The following is a 21,485-nucleotide window of genomic DNA, read 5'->3' on the forward strand; positions in this document are numbered from 1 at the left end:
CACAGTTATAAACAGAAGTAGAATTCAAAGCTCCTCCCCTTATTTTCAAGGGGAGGTGTCCGGCAGAAAACATTAATTCTCACGTAAACATAAAGGACGGAGGGGTTAACGGAGGGGTCTTGACCAAATATCAACTATACCAACAAAGTATTAATTAAAAACAAAACATCATGTACAAAAAATGGATTTACAACACAGTTTACGGCATAGTTGCAGAACATACAGACCACTTATTTTTCAATTTCAGATTAATCGATCAAAATGATAAAGAAATAGGTCAACTACACACTTCTAAGAAACCATCAATGGGTGATAAGATTATTCTTGATGATACCAAAATAAGAATCAAACCCAAAATGTTTGTAGTCAAACAAGTGTATCTGAGTCAATCATCTTTTACAGGAATCTTAATGGGAAAAATAAAAGAACTTGACAGCAACCATTACCAATTGAGTAATGCTAAATGACCGCACCCAATCATTTAGCTGGAGGAATTGTTATAACAGGTATTTTTTGTTCACTATGGAATACCAATATTTTCGAGAACCCAATATTCATTACTGCTACAATAATTGGAAGTTTATTGCCAGACATAGATCACACCAAAAGTATCATCGGAAAATGCGTTTATCCACTGGCAAAATGGATTAGTGTAAAATATGGACATCGAACTATTACCCATAGTGCAATATTTTTACTATCTATCACAGCAATAATCTATATGCTAGAACACTTTCAACTCATAGAAAGTGACAATCACCAACTATCTCTCATTGTATTCTTTGCTATTTTCTCTCATTTTTTATTGGATATGTTTACCATTCAAGGCATTCCCTTGTTTTATCCTTTTTATCGTAATCCCTGTGTTATTCCTGCCAATGTAGAACTCAGAATTCGTACTGGTAATATGAAACAGGAGGGAATTGTGTTGTTTATCTTTTCACTATCAACCATTTTTCTCCAAGACCTTTTTAAAGACGGATTTTGGTTTACGTATAATAAAAAGTTCAATGATATTACACACCTCCATAGAGAGTTTGAGAATTCAAATATCTTATTGGATGTTACCTACGATTTTAATGTATTTCAAAATAATTATCAGGGAACAGGTTATTTAATCTATGCCGATTTATTTCAATGTTATATTTTAGGTGATACCCTAATTCATTTGTCTGACAACGGTCAAGGGCAAATAATCAATTCCCTAACACCTAAAAAAACGAAAGAAGTTTTATCGGTAAATACAATCAATTTCGATAATATCTCAATAGACAGTTTAAACAATATACTTTCAAATAAATTTATAGCTGAAGGAAAGATTTTCGCTAACCAACAAGTTGAGGTAATTACAAAAGAAAAATTAAATCGAGCAACCTATTTCGATATACAGAATGAATACAATCTTCATTTTGTATCGTCATATATAGATAGCTTAAATCATAAATTAGAACTTCAAATAACCGAACTACAATATAAAATTGAACTTGAAGAGGATAATTTACAATACAGCAATTTTAAATATTACCATTCCATATCTAAGTTAAAACTCCTAAGGAATAAACTTCAAAGCGATTCCCTAAATAGCTTTGAATACAATCAAACTCAAAATCAAATAATCAAACTAGAAAGCTATTTGGAATCAGCTTTTCCAAAACGTTCTAAGACATTAATTAAATTAAATGATGAACTAGAAATACTACAAAATAAAGAAGTAAATCCAAACATTTATTTTTCAGGAGAAATTCTATTCTTTAAATTACCTATACCTTAGTTAGTCTATAAAATTGAATACTCTTGTAAGCAAAAAAGATACTAAAACCAAAAAAATAAATTTCATAGTATATAAATATTTTAGTTGCTAATCATTAAAATCAGTACTCATTCCTGGGTGTTGTGGTATTTGATAAAAACCGTCAACTACTTGTGCCGGATTTTTAAAATATTGTTTTAAATGCGGAATGTGCTCTAAGAATAGTGCTTCGTGGCCCATAGCAATATGATTGAACAGCACCATATGTTGGTGTATCTGCCCCATATCGCCCACATGCGGTACAACGGGTACGCCAAACTTTTTGGACATCAAACTTATTGTTATAAATTCCGAAATACCGCCTACGCGTACGGCATCTACTTGATTAAAACTCATACAACCGGATTGTAAAAAGTTTTTAAAGATGATTTTATTGGGTACATGCTCACCCAAGGCCAATTTTATAGGTGCTATTTCTTTGGCCAAGGTTACATGGGCCAATACATCGTCGGGGTGCGTTGGTTCTTCTACCCAATAGGGATTTATTTCTTTGAGCTCGTTACAAATTTCTATAGCTTTGGGCAAATTCCACTGTTGGTTGGCATCTAGCATAATAGTGGCTTTGTCTCCCGCAGTTTCCCGTACCAGTTTTGCCCTACGGATATCCCGTTTTATGTCATCGGAGCCCACTTTGAGTTTCATCGCGGTAAAACCTGCATCCATAGCTTTACCGATGTTGGCCTTTACTTTTTCATCGCTATAGTTAAACCATCCAATAGACGTATCGTACCCTAGATATCCTGTATCTAAAACACCCGTTCTTTCGTGTTTTGTCCGTGCGTTTTCAGTAAGTATCGATAGGGCTTCCTCACGCGTCATCACTTCTTCTAAATAAGAAAGGTCTAGTGTTTTTACAATTGCTTCGGCCGGTAAATCGATGAGCAATTTCCAAAGCGGTACATCTTTAGATTTTGCCCAAAGATCGAAACAAGCATTTACAACTGATGCCAAAGCTAAATGTACCACGCCTTTATGAGGGCCCAACCACCTAAAATTAGGGTCTTCGGCCATGACTTTGTAAGTGGCTCCAAAATTGGCCATTAGCTCGTTAATTTCCTTACCTTCAACATGTTTTGTTAAATGTTCTATGGCTTGACATACCAAATTATTCCCCTTGCCCAGAGTAAAGGCCAACCCAATACCTTCTATATTGGTATCCGTTTCCAATCTGCATACCGCATAGGCGTATATAGGGGTTGTGTGTATGGCATCAGAACCCGCACCGTTATTTAATTGAAATTGCTTGTCCGATGCGGTCGCTTTTTTTATTATAGTTGTCTCATTCATTTAATAATTCATTCTATTAATAACGTCGATAGTTGCTGCCGTTTTGTTCAATTCCAAAACGATTACGGAGGCGATGTCATCGGGCAGCATTTTTGGCAAACCAATGTTAATCGTGTTTTTCTCTTGATTAAATTTCAACGGGGTTTTTCCGTCCAAAAAATAGACCTTTTTTATCTTGATGCCCTTTACGATGGGCAGGGCAAGTGTCGCATCTTCTTTGTTGAGCAGGTGCAGATAAATGTTGTTTCCCTTATGGGTACTTACCATGTATTCGGTAGGCAGGTATGGACCACCTCGGGTTCCGTAAACGGCTTCCCCGTTTATTTTAAGCCAGTCGCCCATTTCTTTAAGGCGGTCTATTTGACGTTGTTCTATACGACCGTCCGCCATGGGGCCTACATTGAACAAGAGGTTGCCATCGCCACCAACGGTTCGCAAAAGAGTTTGGATGCATTCTTTTTTTGATTTCATTTTATCGTTGGCTTTCCACGCCCACTGATTGGCAATGGTCATACAGGACTCCCATGCATTTTTATTGTCGAACTTTCCTATTTCCTGTTCGGGGGTGGCGTAATCGCCCGCAAACTTATTACTCTTAGTTGTGCCGGACATTCCTTCACGCCCTTTATCCACTCTATTGTTAATCAATAGGTCGTCTTTGAGACCACGTAAATATTTGTACATGTCCATGCCCATTTCATGGGTCCATGCCCATTCCCATTCGCCATCGAACCAAATGAACGCGGGGTCGTAATCGTCAATCAGTTCTTTCAACTGGTTTTTCATATAGACGACATAGTTGTCCATTCGTTTTTTAACCTCTGGATTTGTTATCTCCTTTTCTAAGTGAAATTTGTAATCGTCCGCTGGGTACGTTACCGGGTAATCTTCGTGATACCAATCACAAATGGTGTAATAGGCTCCAAAAACAATATCTTGCTTTTTACATTCTTCTACAAGTTCTTTTACCACACCTTTGCCGTAAGGGGTACTTGCCATATCGTAATCGGTGTACTTGCTGTCCCAAAGACAAAACCCATCGTGGTGTCTGGTGGTGAGGACAATGTATTTCATACCGGCATCTTTGGCGGCTTTTACCCAATCGGCGGCATTGAACAATACCGGGTTAAATTCTTTATACAAATTGTCATAATCATCTATAGGTACTTCTTTGCCTCGTGACCAACTAATTTCCGTTCCTCGAAGGACTACCGGCCCCCAATGAATAAACATACCAAAACGCATGTCTTGAAAGTTTTTTAAAGCTTCCGAATTGGTTTTTAAATCTGGATTGGCTTCACCACCACCAAAATGTTGTGCATTTACATTATAATTAATCGTTAGTGTTAGTAATATGCTCACTATTTTTAATAATTTCATGATATTCATTTTATGTTCTAAATTTATTCTTTGTTTTTACGTGTGGGCAATGCTTCACCTCCGTTGCCATCCGCTCCGTATTTCTTCTTATTCTTTTCATTTTCATCTTCTATCGATTGTATTTCGGTCTTGCTATAAGGAAGTTCTGAAACCAACTTTGTGCAAGTAATTTCAAAAACATATGCCAACTCTTCTTCTAACCCCTCCTCAGGTATTGAAATTTCTAATCCTTCATCGGTGATTCTCCAATCTACTGGTGTATCAAAGCCAATTTGTATTGATTTTATGTCTTCTGCTTTCCAAGATCGTAAGGATTGCAAAAGCATTTTTGAAGAAGGTTTCGTTAAGGCAATGGCATATAGATTTTCTTTGTTGGTTGTAAATCGAATATCTCCTTCGGAAAATGTATGCCATGGTTGGGAACTGTAAATAGATTTTCCATTTTTTCGCAACCATACCCCAAAATCTTTAAGAATTTTCAAGGATTGATTATCAAAAGTACCGTCGGGCCTGGGCGGAACATTTAAAACAAAATTGCAGTTCTTGGAGACTACGTCTATCATTTCATCCAATAGACTTTTAGAGGTGCGGTATCCTGTTTCGTTCCCTGTATAAAACCAAGGGCCAGTTGAGTTTTCGGTTTCCTTTGGCGGGTAAACAATATTATTTTCTCGGGTTCGCTCTAAAACGACACTTGATATCTTATCGTAGAAAAACCCATGGTCTTCGATATCCTTAATTACCATAACGCCTTGGTTTTTGCCATTATGACGCGACGCATTATGATTGTAGTAGTGAGCTACTACATCTAATCCGGCTTGACCTTTATCGTTCATAAAAGGAAGTGCCCCGTCAAAATACATATGATCTGGATGGTAATTGTCTATAAGGTCGAACATTCTATTTTTCCAGTGATCGACCCATTTTTGGGAAGGCTTTAACGGATGTCTAATTTGATTGTATTCTTCACCTATTTGATCTGGAGTTGCTTTTTCCAGATATAAATCTTCATACTCAGGGTCATTTCCATCGTAAGGAACACCCTTGTATTTACCTTTTTTATCAGCTCCTTTATTGGTTTGAAACCAGCTATAGGTTCTGCCTAAATGCGTACGTACACCCCAACGAATGCCTTCTTTTAAACAGGCGTCTCGCATTTCTTTGCATACATCAACTTTAGGGCCGTAATTCAATGAGTTCCATCTGGGTTGGTATTTAGAATCCCAAAAATCAAAATTATCGTGATGCACTGCCATGGTCAATACATATTTTGCACCCGCATCTTTAAAAAGCTTAATCCAACGCGAAGCATCAAATTTATCAGGATTCCAAGCTTGTATAATGTCTTTATACCCAACTTCTGAAGGATGCCCCCAATTTTTAAGGTGGTCGTTATAAGCAGGATGCCCTTCTTGGTACATATGGCGGGCATACCATCCGCTATTGCCACTTTTTGAAGCGGATTGGGCGTTCCAATGGCAGTAAATTCCAAATTTCGCATCAGAATACCATTCTGGAGTTTCGTATTGACTCAGAGATGCTACGGTGGGTTCAAATAACTTTTTTTCTGTTTTTTTATCCTTATTTTTCTCCATATTCGCACAACCAAATATCAAGACGATAGGTAGGATTTTTAATGTCAGGATTTTTAAGAATTTCATCAGTTTAAGAATTTTATCAGTTATTATAGATTTTTATTTGATGCTTGATAATGGAACGCCTCCCATTTCACTTGATGTATAGGCCGCTTCAACCAATCGCATGGTTTCGTAAGCGTCTGCCGTACTATGCGGTAGCGGTACGTTTTTGTCCAAGACATGCCTTTGCAGTCCTGCCATTGTACCTACAAAGGCTTCCGGGAACCAGCCTCCTTTAATTTCTATTTCCTTCCAGTTTTCTTGTTTATCATTCAATAATTTATATTCAAATTTTGCTGGTAACCCTTTTGGATAATCCATTGACAAACCTATACGTATTTTAATGGCACCTTTTGTGCCTTCTATTTTAAAATAAGACTGTTGGTGCTGCAATCCAAATTCATGACCATGATTGGTTATAACCCGTGCTTGCGTATATTCGTCATAATTCAAAATCATAGTGGTTCTGGTGGATGACAAATCTTTCATTTTAGGAAGCTTTATAGTGCTGGCATAAATATTTATTGGATTGCCTAAAAAACTTCTTATCAAATCTAAATAGTGTACACTATGGTATAAAATTTCTACCCTTGGTAGCTGAAACAGGAAATCCCATAAGTGCCATGGTGTATATACACATACCATAAGTTCCATATCGTACACATCGCCTATTAGACCTTTATTTATCATTTCTCTTGCAACAATGTTGTAAGGGGCAAATCGCAATTGAAAATTAACTGCCGAAATGAGCTTTTTTCTGTTGCATATTTCCAGAATCTGTTTGGCTTCTTCCAAATTTTCGCCCATGGGCTTTTGAATTAGCACGGGGGTACCATCTGGCAATTGATCTAAAATTTCGGCGTATAGGTTTGCCGGAAGTGCCAAATCGAACACGGCGTTGTGCTTTTCGCCTTCGGTTATAAGCTCTTCCAGGGTATCGTACACATGTTCAACAATATCGAATTCCTCTTTTATGGCTTCTGCTTTGTGTATTGTTTTGTCATAAATGCCCAACACGCTAAAGCCCGCCATGGTATAGGCCGGTAAGTGGGCGTCCTTTATAATGCCGCCAGACCCAATAATAACTATCGGTAACGGATTTTTGGGCAATTCCGGTTGTTGGTTTAAGGTCATTATTGTGCTATTTGTTTCATTACTTTCCACTTTTCTACGGCCTTACTATTGGCATCGACTTTTTGAAATTTAGCCACATATTCTTGCCATTCTTTTTCCCTTGGTAAGTTGACCCATCTTTCCCCGTCTTTTTCCATATCGAACCCTAAAGTGGTATCCATTAATAAAAATGCTTGATAATTCTTAAGATAAAGCTCCATGTTTTTTATGCCTATAGTGTCCATATTAACTAAAATTTTCGGCCATATATTTTCTGGTTTATGGATATCTTTATACGCCTTAAGCAACTCGGAATCGTTTCGAAGTTCTAAGTTCATTACGGTTCTTTTATATTCATTTATTGACTTATTAATTTAGTTTCCATATAATTTGTTTTTGGGTAATAGGTTTGTGTTTTATCATTTTGATAATCATATTATGCCAAATTGTTTTCTTTGATTGCGATCTATTTATTCTATAAGAATACTCGTCAAAATATTTTTGGATATGTTCTTTGCTTACATGTGTTTGTATTGTTCTGAGCCATGACTTTACTTGATGAACAATAATGTGCAGTTTCTTAAAATTCTTTCCATTATCACTTTTAACTTGTGTGATATTATAGGCTTCTTTTAGAGGTCCATATCCTCTCCATTTATCTGTAAATATTTTTGCAGAAGTTGAAATATGTTCTTCAAAAATTGGTGTTAATGATTTACATGAATAATCATCAATAGATTTTATATAGACACGCTTGACTTGATGTTTTCCTGTTGATTCAACCGCTATTACTGCCTTTTTCTTTTTTGTATCATAACTTCTTCCCTGTTTTCCATCTTCTTTTCCTCCAACTGTAAATTCATCTACATGAACCAAGTCTTCTAAAGGATATTTCTTGCTGCTTTGCATAGCTTTTCTAACTTTTTGCATAAAAAACCATGTAGAAGTTTGACTAACCCCATAGCGTTCTCCTAGCTGAACACTGGATAAACTTTTACTGCTTGTGGTCATTTCAAATACCATACAAAATGCTTTTTGTAAGCCAAATTTAACCTTGTGAAACAACGTGTTTGCTGTTGAACTTTCTACATGATGGCAGCTATAACAATGATATTTATAATCTTTTTTCATACAACCTTTTTCTCCTTGACATTTGCTACATTTAAAGCCATCTTGCCATTTGTACTTTGCTAAATATTCCCTACATTTATCATCATTGGGTAGTTCTTTTACAAAGTTTAGTATATTTTACCTTTAAATTGTTCCATACCTTTATATTTAAAGGCTTAAGATACGGAATTTATGTTAATAAGTCAATTCATTTATTTTTTCTACCGTGTAATCATTCATAGGAACTTTTTTAAAAATTCGTTCAGGTATAATTACAGTATTTAAATTCAATACATCACTCTGTTTTATTCGCTTTTCAATGCCATTTTAAATAGTAATTACATCAGTTTTTGAATCAATATCTACAATACTAAAAAAAGAATTATCTCCTTCAAAGATTTCAAACTGATTCATGTTACATGTAAACTCCTCTTTTATTATCGTCTTAAAAACTTGTAAAAAGTTGTCTTTTAAAACTTGTTTATCTAATACAAAACAGAATCGCTTTACAACCTCCTTCTTATTCATAAATGATTAATAAAAAATGATATAAATAATTAACATAACACCTACCAATAGCATTGTTAAACGGTTTACTATTTTAGATGAGGATTTTGTTTTTAAATAGAATTCTTCTGGAATGTTTTGCACAGACTTATCAAAATAAGTTACTAAAGCATAAATAACTGAAGAAACGATAAAGTAAATATAGGCTTGTCGTAGCCAATGAATTCCTAATCCTTCAGGGTTGGAAATATAGTTTTGAATACCATTAATGGTTGCATATTTTTCTATTAAGAATACGGTTCCGGCAAATAAACTACCCCCTAATAAAGTCCAAAAAGAAGCATTAGCTGTCCCTTTTCTAGAAAGTATCCCCCATAAAAATACGGCGACAATAGATGGTGCAAATATGCTAAACATTTGATTTATCAATTCGAAAATAGCTCCTAAATCTCCAAGAAAAGGTGACCAGGCTACAGCAAGAACCAAAACAACCACACTCGTTATTTGCCCTATACGAATCTTTTTAGTATCAGATAATCCTGGTTTTAGTTTCTCAAAAACATCATAAACTATTAATGTAGAACAACTGTTTAATGCTGCTGCAACACTACTCATTACAGCTGCTAATAAAGCAGCTACCATTAGTCCTTTTAAACCTACAGGCATTAATTTTAATATCATTGTAGGCAATACACTTTTTGTATCTATGCCAATATCATCTTTAAATAAAGCAAAGGCTAAAATACCAGGTACTACCATAATGAATACTGGTAATATTTTAAGAAAACCAGCAAATAATGCCCCTAATTTAGCTTGTTTTTCCGATTTTGCTCCAAGTACACGCTGCACTATGGTTTGATCTGTGCACCAGTACCATATTCCTAATACTAAATGCCCGAAAAGCATGTCGAGGAAAGTAAATCCTTTTTTAGTTTCATTGAAACTTACTGCTTTAAGACGGTCTGGATCTACCGCTTCTTTTAAGGCTTCGTAACTATTTATACCAACTTCTGGTAGCTGATACATAGCCAATACAGTAATGGTTAGCGAACCTAAGATAAGTATTACAGTTTGAACCGTTTCTGTTATTACTACAGAAACTAATCCACCAATAACAGTATAAATACCAGTAGCTACAGCAATAATTACTATGGAAGTAAATATATTAACCCCAAACATATTCTCAAATACAACGGCTCCAGCATAAAAACTAACCCCTATGTGCATAAACAGTGCTGCCATAATACTAAAAATAGCAAGTATTACTCTTGAGCGACTATCATACCTTTTTTCAAGAAATTCAGGAAGTGTGGTGATTTTGGTCCGTAAATAAAACGGGATAAAGATAAAAGCTAAAATAATAAGTTCAAAGGCAGAAAACCATTCAAAATTACCCCATACGATACCATCTTTAAAACCAGATTCTGCCAACCCAACCAAATGTACGGTCGAGATATTGGAGGCAAAAAGCGAGGCACCTATAACACCCCATGTTAGCGATTTTCCCGCTAAAAAATAACCCTCACTGGTATTCTTTTTTTTACGACTGTACCATAGACCTATAATGACAATGGCCAATAAATAGATTACTATAATTGTTAAATCTATGCTGGAAATAGAATTCATATTTTTATACGTTTATCAATGGAAGTTCTTGATATGCATTTAAACCTTTTTTAGTCATGTGTGGCAACAATAACTCCCATATATAGGTTGACATTGACGTTTTTTGAATGTCTTCGTTATAGGAAAGTATTTCTTTTTGGGAACACCAAAACGTAATTAGTATTCTCACAGTATGCTGTAAATGCACATACATGCCAGGAGTAGTTTCTTCCTTTAAATAACCTAAATCCATAAACGCTTTATAGAAAACTCCCATTTGCGATCTACGAATTTGAAATGTTTTATTCAGAAGAATACTAACTTTTTCGTATTTTCTTGAAATTTCAAGAATATCTAAATTAAAGAATTGATATTTTTTTTGAAATGTTTCAAGTCCTAATAATAGTTTATTGAAATTCGTGAATGGGTCTTGCAATATATGTTCTTCGTCATAAATTTTAGAAGCATCTTTTTTCATTTTCTTATAAATAGCTAGGAGTAAGGCTTCTTTATTGGGGAAATGATAATCTAAATTACCATGGCTAATATTTAGCAATTTAGCTATATCTCGACTGGTAACATTAGTAACACCGAATGCATTGTAAGATTCTATGGCTTGGCTAATTATACGTTGTTTAGTTATCATTAAAAATAATATGAATTACAAATATATATAAATTAGGGCGTTTGACCTAATTATTTTATACTTACCATTTAATCATTCTTGTTTTTGACAAATTTCTCCAAACGTTTGAACGATAATGATTTGGAGGAAGGGTTAAGTAATAACTGAAAAGAGTACGAAAAAACTAATAAAATTGTAATTTAAAATTAATAATATACACATATAATAATTTATGCTAATTCCCCTCGCTCCCTTAGGTCGCTCCCGTTCCGTTGCACTCCACGCTAACAGGTTAAGCGGTGTTCATACCAAACATTATCCCTGTACAAAAACGTGCCGTCAAATTGGAAATTTGCCTTGCATCAATCCCTCTGCCTCACCTTCGGTCGGCAAAAGTCCGTTCGTTTCTTGTACTGTGTAATGTTTCGTACTCACCCATAGCTACTCTTACACCCAAACCCTTTAAGGTGTGCTTTCGCACAACTTTTTATTGGGTGTAACCGCTATTTAATTGGGCTCGCCTGCATTTGCCAAGACCTACTGCATACAACGCTTTTGTCACTTTTATTGCAAGCCATAAAGCACATTGCCCTCAATGCTTGATCGGGCAAAGAGTTTTTAAACCCCGAAATCTATGTTGGTATTTTATATAATTGTCCAATAGGAAATAAAAGATACACCAACACAGATGTCAAGGTTTACCTGGCGAGTAAAACACGTATTTTGATAAAGGCAGAAAAAGCCTTTCTAAAAATAAGTGTATTACGCAATAAAATTGCCAAAAAACTCTATTTGTGGCACACAACTTTTAACACTAAACCATGTTGTGTGTCGGTCTTGGCACTCGCTGTCGGCTTCGCCTTTATAGTGGTTCGCTTTGCTCAACCTGTTAACCTGTTTCGCTCAATAATAAACCATTAGGCAATTTACGCATCGCAATAGTAAAGCAAAGGGATTTGCTAGATACTATTGCTTCCTCGTTTCGGTCGCCTAAGCTTTATTAATAAAAAATTATGTCTAAATGGATTTTAAAAAAACAAACCCAGCAGTTATCAAAACGATGTTTTCAAGAATGGATAAAGAAACCTTTATTAAAAACATGCAACTACTAAAAGAAGAACTTAAAAACGTTGAGGTTACTCTAAAAAACGACAATTATAGATTTGCACTATTAGAACTATACATATGGGGCACAATTGTATTTATAAGAAAATTTTAAAACAGGAAAAAGCCCGTGTAAAAAAAGGGGAAATTCCCCTTGACTTCTATTAGTTCTTAATGTATATTGCAGTGTTTTATAGAATTTTAGTTGCTAAACCATACTTTTTCAAGAAAAAAACCCCACAATTATGCCATGGTACAATGACCTTCGCCCAATTTCAGATGACAAAAAAATTGACTACGCTTTAATTTTTCCATCACTTAAAAACCCAGATAGGAAAAGAATAATTAAGGACATTTTAGATTTAAGAGTGGACCTTAGTGAAAAAATACCAAGTAAAAATTTAGACAATAGCCTTTTACTAGCCTCATGGAATATCAAAGAATTTGGTCAATTAAAGGAGCGAATTCCAGATTCCTATTTTTATATCGCTGAGGTAATAAATAGATTTGACTTGGTGGCCATACAAGAAGTAAAATCGAGTTTGGATGATTTGTTCATTATCATGAAGTTGCTTGGGAGTAATTGGAGTTATACAATTACAGATATTACTGAAGGAACTGATGGAAATAAAGAACGATTCGCATACATCTTTGACAAGAGAAAAGTAAAACCTTCCGGATTATCAGGAGAGATAGTACTTTGGGATAAACTAACAAAGAACTCAGCGGTCAAACAATTAAAAAGGTCACCTGCAATTACTGGATTTATGGCAGGTTGGAAGTCTTTTTCATTACTAAATGTTCATTTACAACCAGGAGATTCAGATAAAGGCAAGAAAATTAGAAAAGAAGAGGTAAGGCTTTTGATGGAGGCCATAAAAGAAAAGCTTAAGAAAAAGCATTTTTGGAATGAAAATTTAATAATGCTTGGTGATACCAACTTATATAAAACTGATGATGATATCGTAGATATAATTAATAGTACTGATTTTAGAGAGGCTGATAATTTAATTGATAAAGTTACCAATGTAAGTGAAACGGAGGTCTATGATAGAATATTTCTAAATGTGGACAAAACCTATTTTCACCTCGTAAGAGATAATGATGGTAAAGAAAATGGTAACGTTTACAAGCCCTTTGAAATTATCTATACGGAAGGTAAAAGGAAGAGTTATAATGAATATATGAAAAAACACAAAGATGACCCAACTACTTTGACCTCCGATGCAGCTCTGAAAAAATATTACCATCAATACTGGAAGCGAAATCAAATTTCAGATCATAACCCGATATGGATTGAAATAGAAATTGATTCATCTGATGAATTTCTGAAAAGTAAATTGAACTAATTGGTATGGCAAAAAATAGAATCAATCCTCTTAATAGAATAGCTCTTTGTTTATCAGGTGGTGGTTATAGAGCTTCTACTTTTCAATTAGGTATGTTATCATATCTGAACTCAAAAAAATTAAACGAAAATAGTCTTCTAGAAAACGTAAAAGCAATATCCACCGTTTCTGGTGGTACAATTACCGGAGTATATTATGCTGCTTTAATTCAAGAAGGAAAATCATTTGAAGAAATTTATAAAAACTTATATAATTGGTTGGTCGAAACGGATCTCGTAAAGAAGAGCTTTGAAATGCTAAACGAGAGCAGTAAATGGAATTATAATTACAAGAGAAAGAATATAGTTAATGCTTTTGCTGAATTATATGATAAAACACTTTTGGATGGTAGAACTATGGGAAGCTTTGCCAATTTAAAAAAATCTCATTTAGAATTTGTATGCTTTAATTCTACAGAGTTTTATTCAGGATTAAGGTATAGATTTCAAACAAGCTATTTTGGCAGTTATGGTTTGCGTTTAAGTAAGGAAATATATAACTATGTTAGACTTGGAGATGTTATTGCAGCGTCATCAGCTTTTTCAGGAGGGTTTGAACCCATATCAATGCCCGATGATTTTTTTGATCCCGATTCAGAAAGCTTTCGCAAAATAAAAAGAAAATCTATTTATAAAGATCAGTCGATAGGGTTAATGGATGGTGGAATTGTTGATAATCAAGGTATCAGTAGTATTCTGGATTATGAGGATAACGAAAAGATAGAACCTTTTGACGTTGTATTAATTTCTGATGTGGCATCGCCATATATAACTCCATTCAAATTTTCAGAGATAAAAGATGGTAAAATAAGGGAAAAGTCCATTAATGACTTTATAAAGAGTGTCAAAGTAAAAAGAAATTTGGTCTATGTTTTATTGTTTTTGATTCTTGGAATAGGAGTTTTTTTACTTTTTCTAAGTGATTGGAATAATTCGACAATTTTTGGTATTGGCATCTCCATGAGCATAATAACAACCCTTTTATTATTGTTATGGTACTTTATTAATAAAAAGGTTAAGGGTACTATAGATAAAACATTAGAATATGTTGGTAAAATGATCCCTGAATATTTTAAGACCCGAATACGAGTTTTAAAGATTAGTGATGTAAAAATAAAGTATATGGAATCATTACTTATTGATAGACTAGAGTCACTTAAACTTCTTGTTCCTACAATATTTCTAAAACAAATCAGAAGGCTACACTATAATAAATTATACCAAAATAAAGAATACGATTTTCGAAGGATGGATTGTTTAATAAAAGAATTGACTTCAGTTGATTTTGAAAAGAAATTTGAGAAAGATTATAAAGAAATTTCTAAGTATTTAGCAGAATTCAAAGGAGATTCTTATAAGGAAATAATGGGAGGTAAGATTAAAACATATCTGGATAAAGCGGCAAGTTTTGGTACTACCCTTTGGTTTACCGATGATAAAAAGGAATTAGAAGAACAATTAAAAAGCCTGATAATAAGCGGTCAAATAACTTGTTGTCAGAATTTACTTATTTATTTAACCAAATTAATTTATAGTAATAACAGCTTTTTTAATACTCTTGAAATCAGTATCCAAGAGAGTCTAAAAGACTTACATAAGTCAACTTTAAAAGATTGGGAAACTTTTAAAAAAAATCCTGAATTTTTATTTATTCAATATTGACTTGACCTTTATGAATCAAAATGAAATTTTACCAAAATTGATTTTTATTTTCCCTTTGTTAAGCATTGCGATTATTAACCTTATTTGGTATTTAACTAATAAATCATTCATATAATATAAAAAGTTTGTCACGCTTTAAAGTATGCTAGATAAAAGGGAACCGGATACCAATATTAAAAAACTTGATGATATTAGTTTACTAGAGTTACTTTGTAAAACTAATGATGATATTGCATACAATGAATTTATAAAGAGGTTTTATGCAAAAATTCTTGAACAATGCAAACACAAATGTGAAATTAGAAAGATAGATTCGCACGTTGGGATACAAATTGCATCCGACGTCTTTGAGAGGGTTCGTAAATACAAATCTTTCGATAAATCCAAATTAAAAAGTGAGAATAAAAATAAAGCAATTACAGCGTGGCTTTATAGAATTTTAACTCACTTATTTTATGATTATCACAATTCAAATAAAAATGTAAATATTACTGTTAACTCTTATTTTGATGATATAGCAAATAGTGTTTCGAAAGAAACGAACGCTGAAAATTTAGCATTCAAAAGAGATTTAGCAAAGGTTATTTATAATAAGCTAAATAAAAAAGAACAAACTGTGGTATTGACAGATTTAGAGCATAAAAGAGGGCAGAAGTATTTGCCTGATGATGTTACTGAAACTTTAGCGAAAAATTTAGGGGTTAAAAAGCCTACAATAAGAAAGATCAGAGAGAGAGCCATTCAGAAAATTAAACTTGCACTTGATGAAATCAATAATAAATAATGTGAATATTCCTTTTACAATTGAGGACTTCGAAAAAGGATTAGTACTTGCAGGGTTAGTTACACCTGTTAATGTCGAAGAATTGGCAGAAATTGAAATGTTAAAGGATTATGATAAACAACAAGCAAAAGAAAGAGCAATAACTTATTTTAAAAGAGCGGTTCTCGGGGCTGAAATTGTAAATAATTTATTGGATGAGAATACTTTTGGAAGAGTTAAGTTTCAAAAGTTGGTTTATTTATGTGAGCATGCTTGTGAAATGAAACTGCAAAAGAATTATAAAAAGTTTGCTGCTGGTCCCTTTGATAATAAATTCATGCACTCAATAAATGAAGAATTTAAAAGGCAAAGGTGGTTTAAAATAACTATTGATAGGAGTCAAGGTTATAACAAGCCTATATATTCATTGGGTGATAATGTTGAAAAATATAAAACGTATTATTCTAAATATTTTGGACAGGAAAGTGAAATTATCCATCAAATTATCGAATTGTTTAGAAAGACTAAAACCAGAGATGTTGAGCTAGTTGCTACGATTTATTATTGTTTATTAGAACTGGCAGAAAACAAACAATTGAGAAACAAAAAAACCTTACTAGACAGCTTTTACAAATTTGCTGATTCAAAGAAAAAATTCTCTGAAAGCGAAGTTATTAATTCTTTTGATTGGATGAAGAAGAATGACATTTTTCCTTTACTTTAATTTTTTTTATAAATTATATTTATCTATAAATATACTCAAATGCAATGTCACGCTTTAAGGTATTGTGGGTATAACTTAATTATATTTTATAATGGCCACAAATAAAAATGAACATCTACAAAAAGTACTTGATACACACAATATAGACAAGGTTGAACACCTTGACAAGTTTATTGCAAAGAAAAATGCGGTAAAGACAGCTCTAAATGAAAAGTTTAATGATACTAAAGCATCAAATGCAATAGATTCAGGCTCTTATGCAAAAAGGACAGCTATAAATACGAAGTTTGATATTGATTGCTGTATTCCATTTAAAAAGAAGCAGGCCGAAGATCAAAAAGGGTATAGTAATCTTAAGAATATGTTTGATGATGTGTATAAGTATTTAAAAAACGAATACACTGAAGAAGATGATGATATAACAAAAGAAGACGTTCGAAAGCAGAAAGTATCTATCGGCATGAAATTTAATATTGATGGCGAGGAATTTGACATGGATGTGGTTCCTGGACGTGAACGACCTGATAATAATGATTATAACAGTAATAATACTGATTTAAGTTTACATATTCACCCTCCGAATCGTTCAAAGAAAGAGGTGGATAAGAATAAAACTAGAATAAAGACTAATATCAAAAAGCATGTTAATTTGCTAGGTGGTTCCGAAAGAACTCACGAGCGTAAAATTACCAGACTTCTTAAGGTTTGGAAGACGGAAAGGAAAAATCAAAATGGCGGTAAATTAATAAAGTCTTTTATGATGGAATTATACACCAAAGAAGCCTTTGATGCAACGGACGATATACCGAATGGGTTATGGGAAAAGGTAAAAATGGTAATGAATTATATAATAAATAATATAACTGAAAATGATTTAGTAGATCCAGTAAATTCAAATAATATAGTTTCAAATTCAATGAGCGATTCAGCTAAATCTGATACTAAGCGGGATATGAAAAAAACAATTGATGATATAGATGAAGATTCAGATAAAATTAAAGAATATTTTCCTATAAATGAAGATTATGATGAGGAAGATGATTTAAGTTCTAAAGTATCTTCGGCATCGATTTTAAGCACAAGTAAGTTTGGATAATAAAGAAGCAAATAAAATTATAAAAAGAATAAATGACCTAATTGAAAAAGATAAAGATGTAGGAATCGTTGAAAAAATCGTAAAAAAGGATAATCATTTTTCTGGAAAAATAAAAGTAAATTATTTAAATGAAATTCTGTTTTTTGACATACATGTACCATATCATTACCCATTAACTCATCCAAATTCAGATAATATTTCCATAGTCTTTAAGAATGAAGATTATATTGGATTAAACCATATTAATTTGGACGGTTCAGTTTGTTTTCACCCAGATAAGGATGATGATTTTGATAGGAAATTTCTATATGAGTTAAAATGTCTTAAACAATGGGTAAGGGATTACTACATTTTTAACAAGGAAGATGATAATTACGCTTATTTGATTCATACTTATGAAAGAGGTAATTTTGACAGACTTTATTTTACAAATACAGAGAATAATTTTGCGAAAAATTCTTTTGGAATATTTAATTATTCCATTTTTCACGATGAGAAATATGGTGCCCCAAAGTTACCAATTAAAAAGTTGTTTAGGTTAGGTTTTAATAATGGAGAAACTGATAATTGGTCGAAATCTTTTATCGACGAATTAAAAAGCAAAACTTGTAAAAATGGCCTGTATTATTTTATTGAAGAAGAACCAATTCGTAAAAAGTTAAAAGGAAGAAAAGGAATTGAAACCTGGAGTGAGCTCAAAGATTTTCTTTCGGATGAATTCATTAATTATTTATATAATGGATTAAGGCGAGAATTTAGTAAAGGCTTTTTTTATGAGAACCATCTACTATTGTTAATTGGGTATAAAATTCCTAACCAAGAAGGTTATGAAGAGCATTGGGATTTGATTAGAATATCTAAAAGAAACCTACCAATCGATTACAAAAGAATTTCTAGAAAGGAACGAGATGGTTCAAAAAAGGGCTTCGAGTATACTCTGAAAGAGAATAAAATTAATTGGGGATTTACAGAGAATATAGATTATGTTCGATTTTTTGGAAGGGGAAAACTAGATAAAAAAATAACTGAATCAAAAATTCTTATAATTGGCTGTGGAGCTTTAGGGAGTTCATTGGCTGAGGTTTTAGTAAGAGGAGGAGCGAAGAATATTACACTTGAAGATTTTGATAATATAAGAGGTGGTAATCTATGTAGAGCGAATTATGAACTTGAAGATATGATTTTCTTTAAAACTGATCGCCTTATCAAGAGACTAAAATCGATTTCTCCATTTATTAGTTTGGACGCAATTCCTGTTAAGTTGAATAATTATGATTTAGAAATTATTAGTGATTATTTTAATAACAACATTGATATAATTTTTGACTGCTCTACAGATAACGAAGTGACTTATATTATTGATAAATTAAATTTCACTGGAGAAACCTTTAGTTTGGCGATAACAAATAATGCAAAATCCTTTGTCTCTATTACTGGTAATTATTTAACTAAGCAAGCCAATAGCCTTTTTGAGTATATTGAAAATGAACCACCATCTTATTTTGAAGGAACTGGTTGTGGCTATCCAACTTTTGAAGCAAATTTTAACGATATTAACGCTTTACTTAATGTTGGTTTAAAGATTATTAATGATAATTTCTCAAAAGATAAATTAAATGAATCTTTTATTATTACACCAGACTTTGAAGATCAATTTAGAATAGATATTGAAGAGTATGAATATTTTTATTGTGATCATAATAAAAGTTCAATTCATATCTCGAAAAATGTTTTAAGTGATATAGAAGAAATTACAAGTGCCCATTACCCAAGAGAATTTGGAGGTGTATTTATCGGTTTTAAATCGTCGGTAGGTTTTATTATTACCAATATTCTTGTGCCAGATGAATATAAAAATGGAAGAACAGTATTTATCAGAAGCCCAGGAACGTTAAATGAAAGATTGAGTGAGGTACATAAAATAACAAATGGAAAAATTCAGTACTTAGGTGAATGGCATTCTCATCCGGATGGGCCGACATCTCCAAGTAAAACAGATATCAATGCCATGAAAGAAATAGCAAAGGACAAAAATATTACTATCGATAAGCCATTATTAATGATTGTAGAAGCAGGAAAGTTACCATTTGATAAAGATTTATATATATATGACAATAAAAGTTTAAGAAAGTATGAGTAATAAAATTAATTTAAGAAAATTATTTGGGGGCTTACAAGCACAGATGATAGCCCAATTAAATACGAATAGAGAATTTATTGAGCACCCAGGATCTAAGGGGGATTCTTTAGAAAACACATGGATTGATTGGTTAAGAACTTACTTACCAAATAGATATTGTGTTGACAAAGCAATTGTTATTGATTCAAAAGGACAATTAAGCCACCAAATTGATTTAGTAATATACGACCAAACATACACTCCTTTCGTTTTTAAACAAAATGGAATATTTTATATTCCAGCTGAAGGAGTCTATGCAGTTTTTGAAGTTAAGCCAGATCTTGATAAAGGTAATATAATTTATGCCGGTGATAAAATAGAAAGTGTTAGGAAATTATTTAGAACAACGACAAAGATTATTGACAGAGGTACACCGTATCAACCTAGAACTTTGACTAAAATTCTAGGGGGTATTCTAACTATAGAAACTATAATAAAAGATCTAACTATCGAAAGTCATCTGAAGAGCCTGAAAGGGCAAAAGTCTATTGATATTGGCTGTGCAGTTAAAAATAAAAGTTTTTACGTTGATTATAAAAAAGATGATAACATTTTTAAAATTGACAAGGATGCAGATTTATCTTTTGAAGAACATAACAAATTAGTTCTCAAATTTTATAATGACAGAAGTGTGGAGAACATAGAATTTAGCAAGAAAAATAATTCTTTGGTTACATTCTTTTTACAGTTAACTAGATATTTGCAGCAAAGTATTGGAACTGTGGCTGCTATTGATTTATCAGAATATGCTAAAGCAATTAACTTTGAAATAGATGAAGATTTATGATTAAAGAAAATTATCTCATTTTTGGTTATGGTTCTATTATTTGGGATAATAAAGAAATAGAGCCCATAGAAATAATTGATGCCAAATTAATTGGTGCTCATAGAAGTTTTAACAAGAAATCTACAGAATCAAGAGGTACTAAAGCTAACCCTGGTCTTGTTCTAGGTCTTGAATATGGAGGAGAATGTCAAGGAAAATTAATATTGATAAGTAAAAAAAATTATTCTAAAGTTCTTCAAAGGGAAGGTGGATACATCCCTCATAATACTTCAAACTCAAAGGAGCTAAAAGTTGTAAATACTATCAATGATAAAATTGAAAATTGCATAGTATTTTTTCCTAGGTCAAATGGGCCAAATTTTATCAGTTCAGATGTTAATTTAAAACAAAAAGCCAAAATTATTCAAAATGGTAAGAAAGGTAAAAGAGGTGATTCGAAAGAATATTTATCTGAAATCAGAAATTATCTACAAAAGAATGGAATAATTGACGATGAAATAGAAAAGCTCTACAAAATGGTTTTTAATGATATTATGTAAAATAAACTATTCACGTAAAATAGCTTGTAAAATTTTTGCTAAAAACAATTAATACCATTTCTCTTGTTAATTTACTCAATTATTTGTAAATTGCCTTATGGCAAAACAAATAGACTTACACATTAAAGAGAGTGAATCAGAACTAAAGGCTCTTATGAATGCTCAAAGCA

19 protein-coding genes and 1 pseudogene are annotated in these 21,485 nt (G+C 32.7%); 11 read left to right on the top strand and 9 right to left on the bottom strand.

All coding sequences use genetic code 11. The annotated features are described in order from the left end of the window. Positions 1-170: 170 nt before the first annotated feature. A complete protein-coding gene (locus tag UMM65_RS17090; protein WP_321978323.1) occupies positions 171-467 on the top strand; it encodes a hypothetical protein in 297 nt (98 codons plus the stop codon). After that, positions 464-1,771 (top strand): metal-dependent hydrolase, encoded by a 1,308-nt coding sequence (locus UMM65_RS17095; protein WP_321978325.1) that lies wholly within the window; start codon positions 464-466, stop codon positions 1,769-1,771. Before UMM65_RS17090 ends, UMM65_RS17095 begins: the two co-directional genes overlap by 4 nt. 87 nt (positions 1,772-1,858) lie before the next feature. On the opposite strand, the gene UMM65_RS17100 is transcribed toward UMM65_RS17095, so the two are convergent. The 9 genes and pseudogenes from UMM65_RS17100 to UMM65_RS17140 form a co-directional block, all read right to left on the bottom strand. Then, positions 1,859-3,097, bottom strand: a complete 1,239-nt coding sequence (locus UMM65_RS17100) for an enolase C-terminal domain-like protein (RefSeq protein WP_321978327.1) — start codon at positions 3,095-3,097, stop codon at positions 1,859-1,861. Further along, complete coding sequence (locus UMM65_RS17105; protein WP_321978329.1) at positions 3,098-4,477, bottom strand: alpha-L-fucosidase; 1,380 nt, start codon at positions 4,475-4,477, stop codon at positions 3,098-3,100. A gap of 23 nt (positions 4,478-4,500) precedes the next feature. Beyond that, the gene (locus UMM65_RS17110) at positions 4,501-6,138 is read right to left on the bottom strand and encodes an alpha-L-fucosidase (RefSeq protein ID WP_321978331.1); all 1,638 of its coding nucleotides are present in this window, start codon (positions 6,136-6,138) and stop codon (positions 4,501-4,503) included. 33 nt (positions 6,139-6,171) lie between these two features. Further along, complete coding sequence (locus tag UMM65_RS17115) at positions 6,172-7,248, bottom strand: Gfo/Idh/MocA family protein (protein WP_321978333.1); 1,077 nt, start codon at positions 7,246-7,248, stop codon at positions 6,172-6,174. Next, positions 7,248-7,565 carry an L-rhamnose mutarotase gene (locus tag UMM65_RS17120; protein WP_321978335.1) on the bottom strand — a complete coding sequence of 106 codons (318 nt, stop codon included), beginning with the start codon at positions 7,563-7,565 and terminating at the stop codon, positions 7,248-7,250. Before UMM65_RS17120 ends, UMM65_RS17115 begins: the two co-directional genes overlap by 1 nt. Positions 7,566-7,596: 31 nt before the next feature. Next, positions 7,597-8,495, bottom strand: a pseudogene (locus UMM65_RS17125) (IS1595 family transposase). Positions 8,496-8,664: 169 nt separating this feature from the next. Continuing rightward, positions 8,665-8,865, bottom strand: a complete 201-nt coding sequence (locus UMM65_RS17130) for a hypothetical protein (protein ID WP_321978337.1) — start codon at positions 8,863-8,865, stop codon at positions 8,665-8,667. Between the two features lie 6 nt (positions 8,866-8,871). Continuing rightward, positions 8,872-10,470 carry a sodium:solute symporter family transporter gene (locus tag UMM65_RS17135; RefSeq protein ID WP_321978339.1) on the bottom strand — a complete coding sequence of 533 codons (1,599 nt, stop codon included), beginning with the start codon at positions 10,468-10,470 and terminating at the stop codon, positions 8,872-8,874. A gap of 4 nt (positions 10,471-10,474) precedes the next feature. Further along, positions 10,475-11,095, bottom strand: coding sequence for a TetR/AcrR family transcriptional regulator (locus UMM65_RS17140; RefSeq protein WP_321978341.1), 621 nt, complete (start codon positions 11,093-11,095; stop codon positions 10,475-10,477). 1,000 nt (positions 11,096-12,095) lie between these two features. Between UMM65_RS17140 and UMM65_RS17145 the strand changes: the two genes are divergently transcribed. From UMM65_RS17145 to UMM65_RS17185, 9 genes are all read left to right on the top strand, one after another. Beyond that, the gene (locus UMM65_RS17145; protein WP_321978343.1) at positions 12,096-12,293 is read left to right on the top strand and encodes a hypothetical protein; all 198 of its coding nucleotides are present in this window, start codon (positions 12,096-12,098) and stop codon (positions 12,291-12,293) included. Between the two features lie 130 nt (positions 12,294-12,423). Further along, a complete protein-coding gene (locus tag UMM65_RS17150; protein ID WP_321978345.1) occupies positions 12,424-13,527 on the top strand; it encodes an exonuclease/endonuclease/phosphatase family protein in 1,104 nt (367 codons plus the stop codon). A 5-nt stretch (positions 13,528-13,532) separates the two neighbouring features. Then, positions 13,533-15,227, top strand: a complete 1,695-nt coding sequence (locus tag UMM65_RS17155) for a patatin-like phospholipase family protein (protein ID WP_321978346.1) — start codon at positions 13,533-13,535, stop codon at positions 15,225-15,227. A 142-nt stretch (positions 15,228-15,369) separates the two neighbouring features. Next, entirely contained in the window at positions 15,370-16,011 is a 642-nt protein-coding gene (locus tag UMM65_RS17160) for an RNA polymerase sigma factor (protein ID WP_321978348.1), read from the top strand. Beyond that, entirely contained in the window at positions 15,992-16,714 is a 723-nt protein-coding gene (locus UMM65_RS17165; RefSeq protein WP_321978350.1) for a hypothetical protein, read from the top strand. The genes UMM65_RS17160 and UMM65_RS17165 overlap by 20 nt, the downstream gene beginning before the upstream one ends. 91 nt (positions 16,715-16,805) lie before the next feature. Next, positions 16,806-17,810 carry an SMODS domain-containing nucleotidyltransferase gene (locus UMM65_RS17170; protein WP_321978351.1) on the top strand — a complete coding sequence of 335 codons (1,005 nt, stop codon included), beginning with the start codon at positions 16,806-16,808 and terminating at the stop codon, positions 17,808-17,810. Further along, positions 17,803-19,950 (top strand): ThiF family adenylyltransferase, encoded by a 2,148-nt coding sequence (locus tag UMM65_RS17175; protein WP_321978352.1) that lies wholly within the window; start codon positions 17,803-17,805, stop codon positions 19,948-19,950. The genes UMM65_RS17170 and UMM65_RS17175 overlap by 8 nt, the downstream gene beginning before the upstream one ends. Then, the gene (locus tag UMM65_RS17180; protein WP_321978353.1) at positions 19,943-20,776 is read left to right on the top strand and encodes a DUF6602 domain-containing protein; all 834 of its coding nucleotides are present in this window, start codon (positions 19,943-19,945) and stop codon (positions 20,774-20,776) included. Before UMM65_RS17175 ends, UMM65_RS17180 begins: the two co-directional genes overlap by 8 nt. Further along, entirely contained in the window at positions 20,773-21,315 is a 543-nt protein-coding gene (locus UMM65_RS17185) for a gamma-glutamylcyclotransferase (RefSeq protein WP_321978355.1), read from the top strand. Before UMM65_RS17180 ends, UMM65_RS17185 begins: the two co-directional genes overlap by 4 nt. Positions 21,316-21,485: the final 170 nt, after the last annotated feature.

The sequence above is a fragment of the Aureibaculum koreense genome (genome assembly GCF_034296135.1).
In the GTDB taxonomy this organism is placed as follows: domain Bacteria; phylum Bacteroidota; class Bacteroidia; order Flavobacteriales; family Flavobacteriaceae; genus Aureibaculum.

Coding starts and splice junctions, on each gene's coding strand:
- UMM65_RS17150 (WP_321978345.1), top strand. CDS start 12,424: ATGCCATGGTACAATGACCTTCGCCCAATTTCAGATGACAAAAAAATT.
- UMM65_RS17105 (WP_321978329.1), bottom strand. CDS start 4,477: ATGAAATTATTAAAAATAGTGAGCATATTACTAACACTAACGATTAAT.
- UMM65_RS17135 (WP_321978339.1), bottom strand. CDS start 10,470: ATGAATTCTATTTCCAGCATAGATTTAACAATTATAGTAATCTATTTA.
- UMM65_RS17170 (WP_321978351.1), top strand. CDS start 16,806: ATGGCCACAAATAAAAATGAACATCTACAAAAAGTACTTGATACACAC.
- UMM65_RS17090 (WP_321978323.1), top strand. CDS start 171: ATGTACAAAAAATGGATTTACAACACAGTTTACGGCATAGTTGCAGAA.
- UMM65_RS17110 (WP_321978331.1), bottom strand. CDS start 6,138: ATGAAATTCTTAAAAATCCTGACATTAAAAATCCTACCTATCGTCTTG.
- UMM65_RS17185 (WP_321978355.1), top strand. CDS start 20,773: ATGATTAAAGAAAATTATCTCATTTTTGGTTATGGTTCTATTATTTGG.
- UMM65_RS17160 (WP_321978348.1), top strand. CDS start 15,370: ATGCTAGATAAAAGGGAACCGGATACCAATATTAAAAAACTTGATGAT.
- UMM65_RS17095 (WP_321978325.1), top strand. CDS start 464: ATGACCGCACCCAATCATTTAGCTGGAGGAATTGTTATAACAGGTATT.
- UMM65_RS17165 (WP_321978350.1), top strand. CDS start 15,992: ATGAAATCAATAATAAATAATGTGAATATTCCTTTTACAATTGAGGAC.
- UMM65_RS17145 (WP_321978343.1), top strand. CDS start 12,096: ATGGATTTTAAAAAAACAAACCCAGCAGTTATCAAAACGATGTTTTCA.
- UMM65_RS17180 (WP_321978353.1), top strand. CDS start 19,943: ATGAGTAATAAAATTAATTTAAGAAAATTATTTGGGGGCTTACAAGCA.
- UMM65_RS17115 (WP_321978333.1), bottom strand. CDS start 7,248: ATGACCTTAAACCAACAACCGGAATTGCCCAAAAATCCGTTACCGATA.
- UMM65_RS17155 (WP_321978346.1), top strand. CDS start 13,533: ATGGCAAAAAATAGAATCAATCCTCTTAATAGAATAGCTCTTTGTTTA.
- UMM65_RS17130 (WP_321978337.1), bottom strand. CDS start 8,865: ATGAATAAGAAGGAGGTTGTAAAGCGATTCTGTTTTGTATTAGATAAA.
- UMM65_RS17120 (WP_321978335.1), bottom strand. CDS start 7,565: ATGAACTTAGAACTTCGAAACGATTCCGAGTTGCTTAAGGCGTATAAA.
- UMM65_RS17100 (WP_321978327.1), bottom strand. CDS start 3,097: ATGAATGAGACAACTATAATAAAAAAAGCGACCGCATCGGACAAGCAA.
- UMM65_RS17140 (WP_321978341.1), bottom strand. CDS start 11,095: ATGATAACTAAACAACGTATAATTAGCCAAGCCATAGAATCTTACAAT.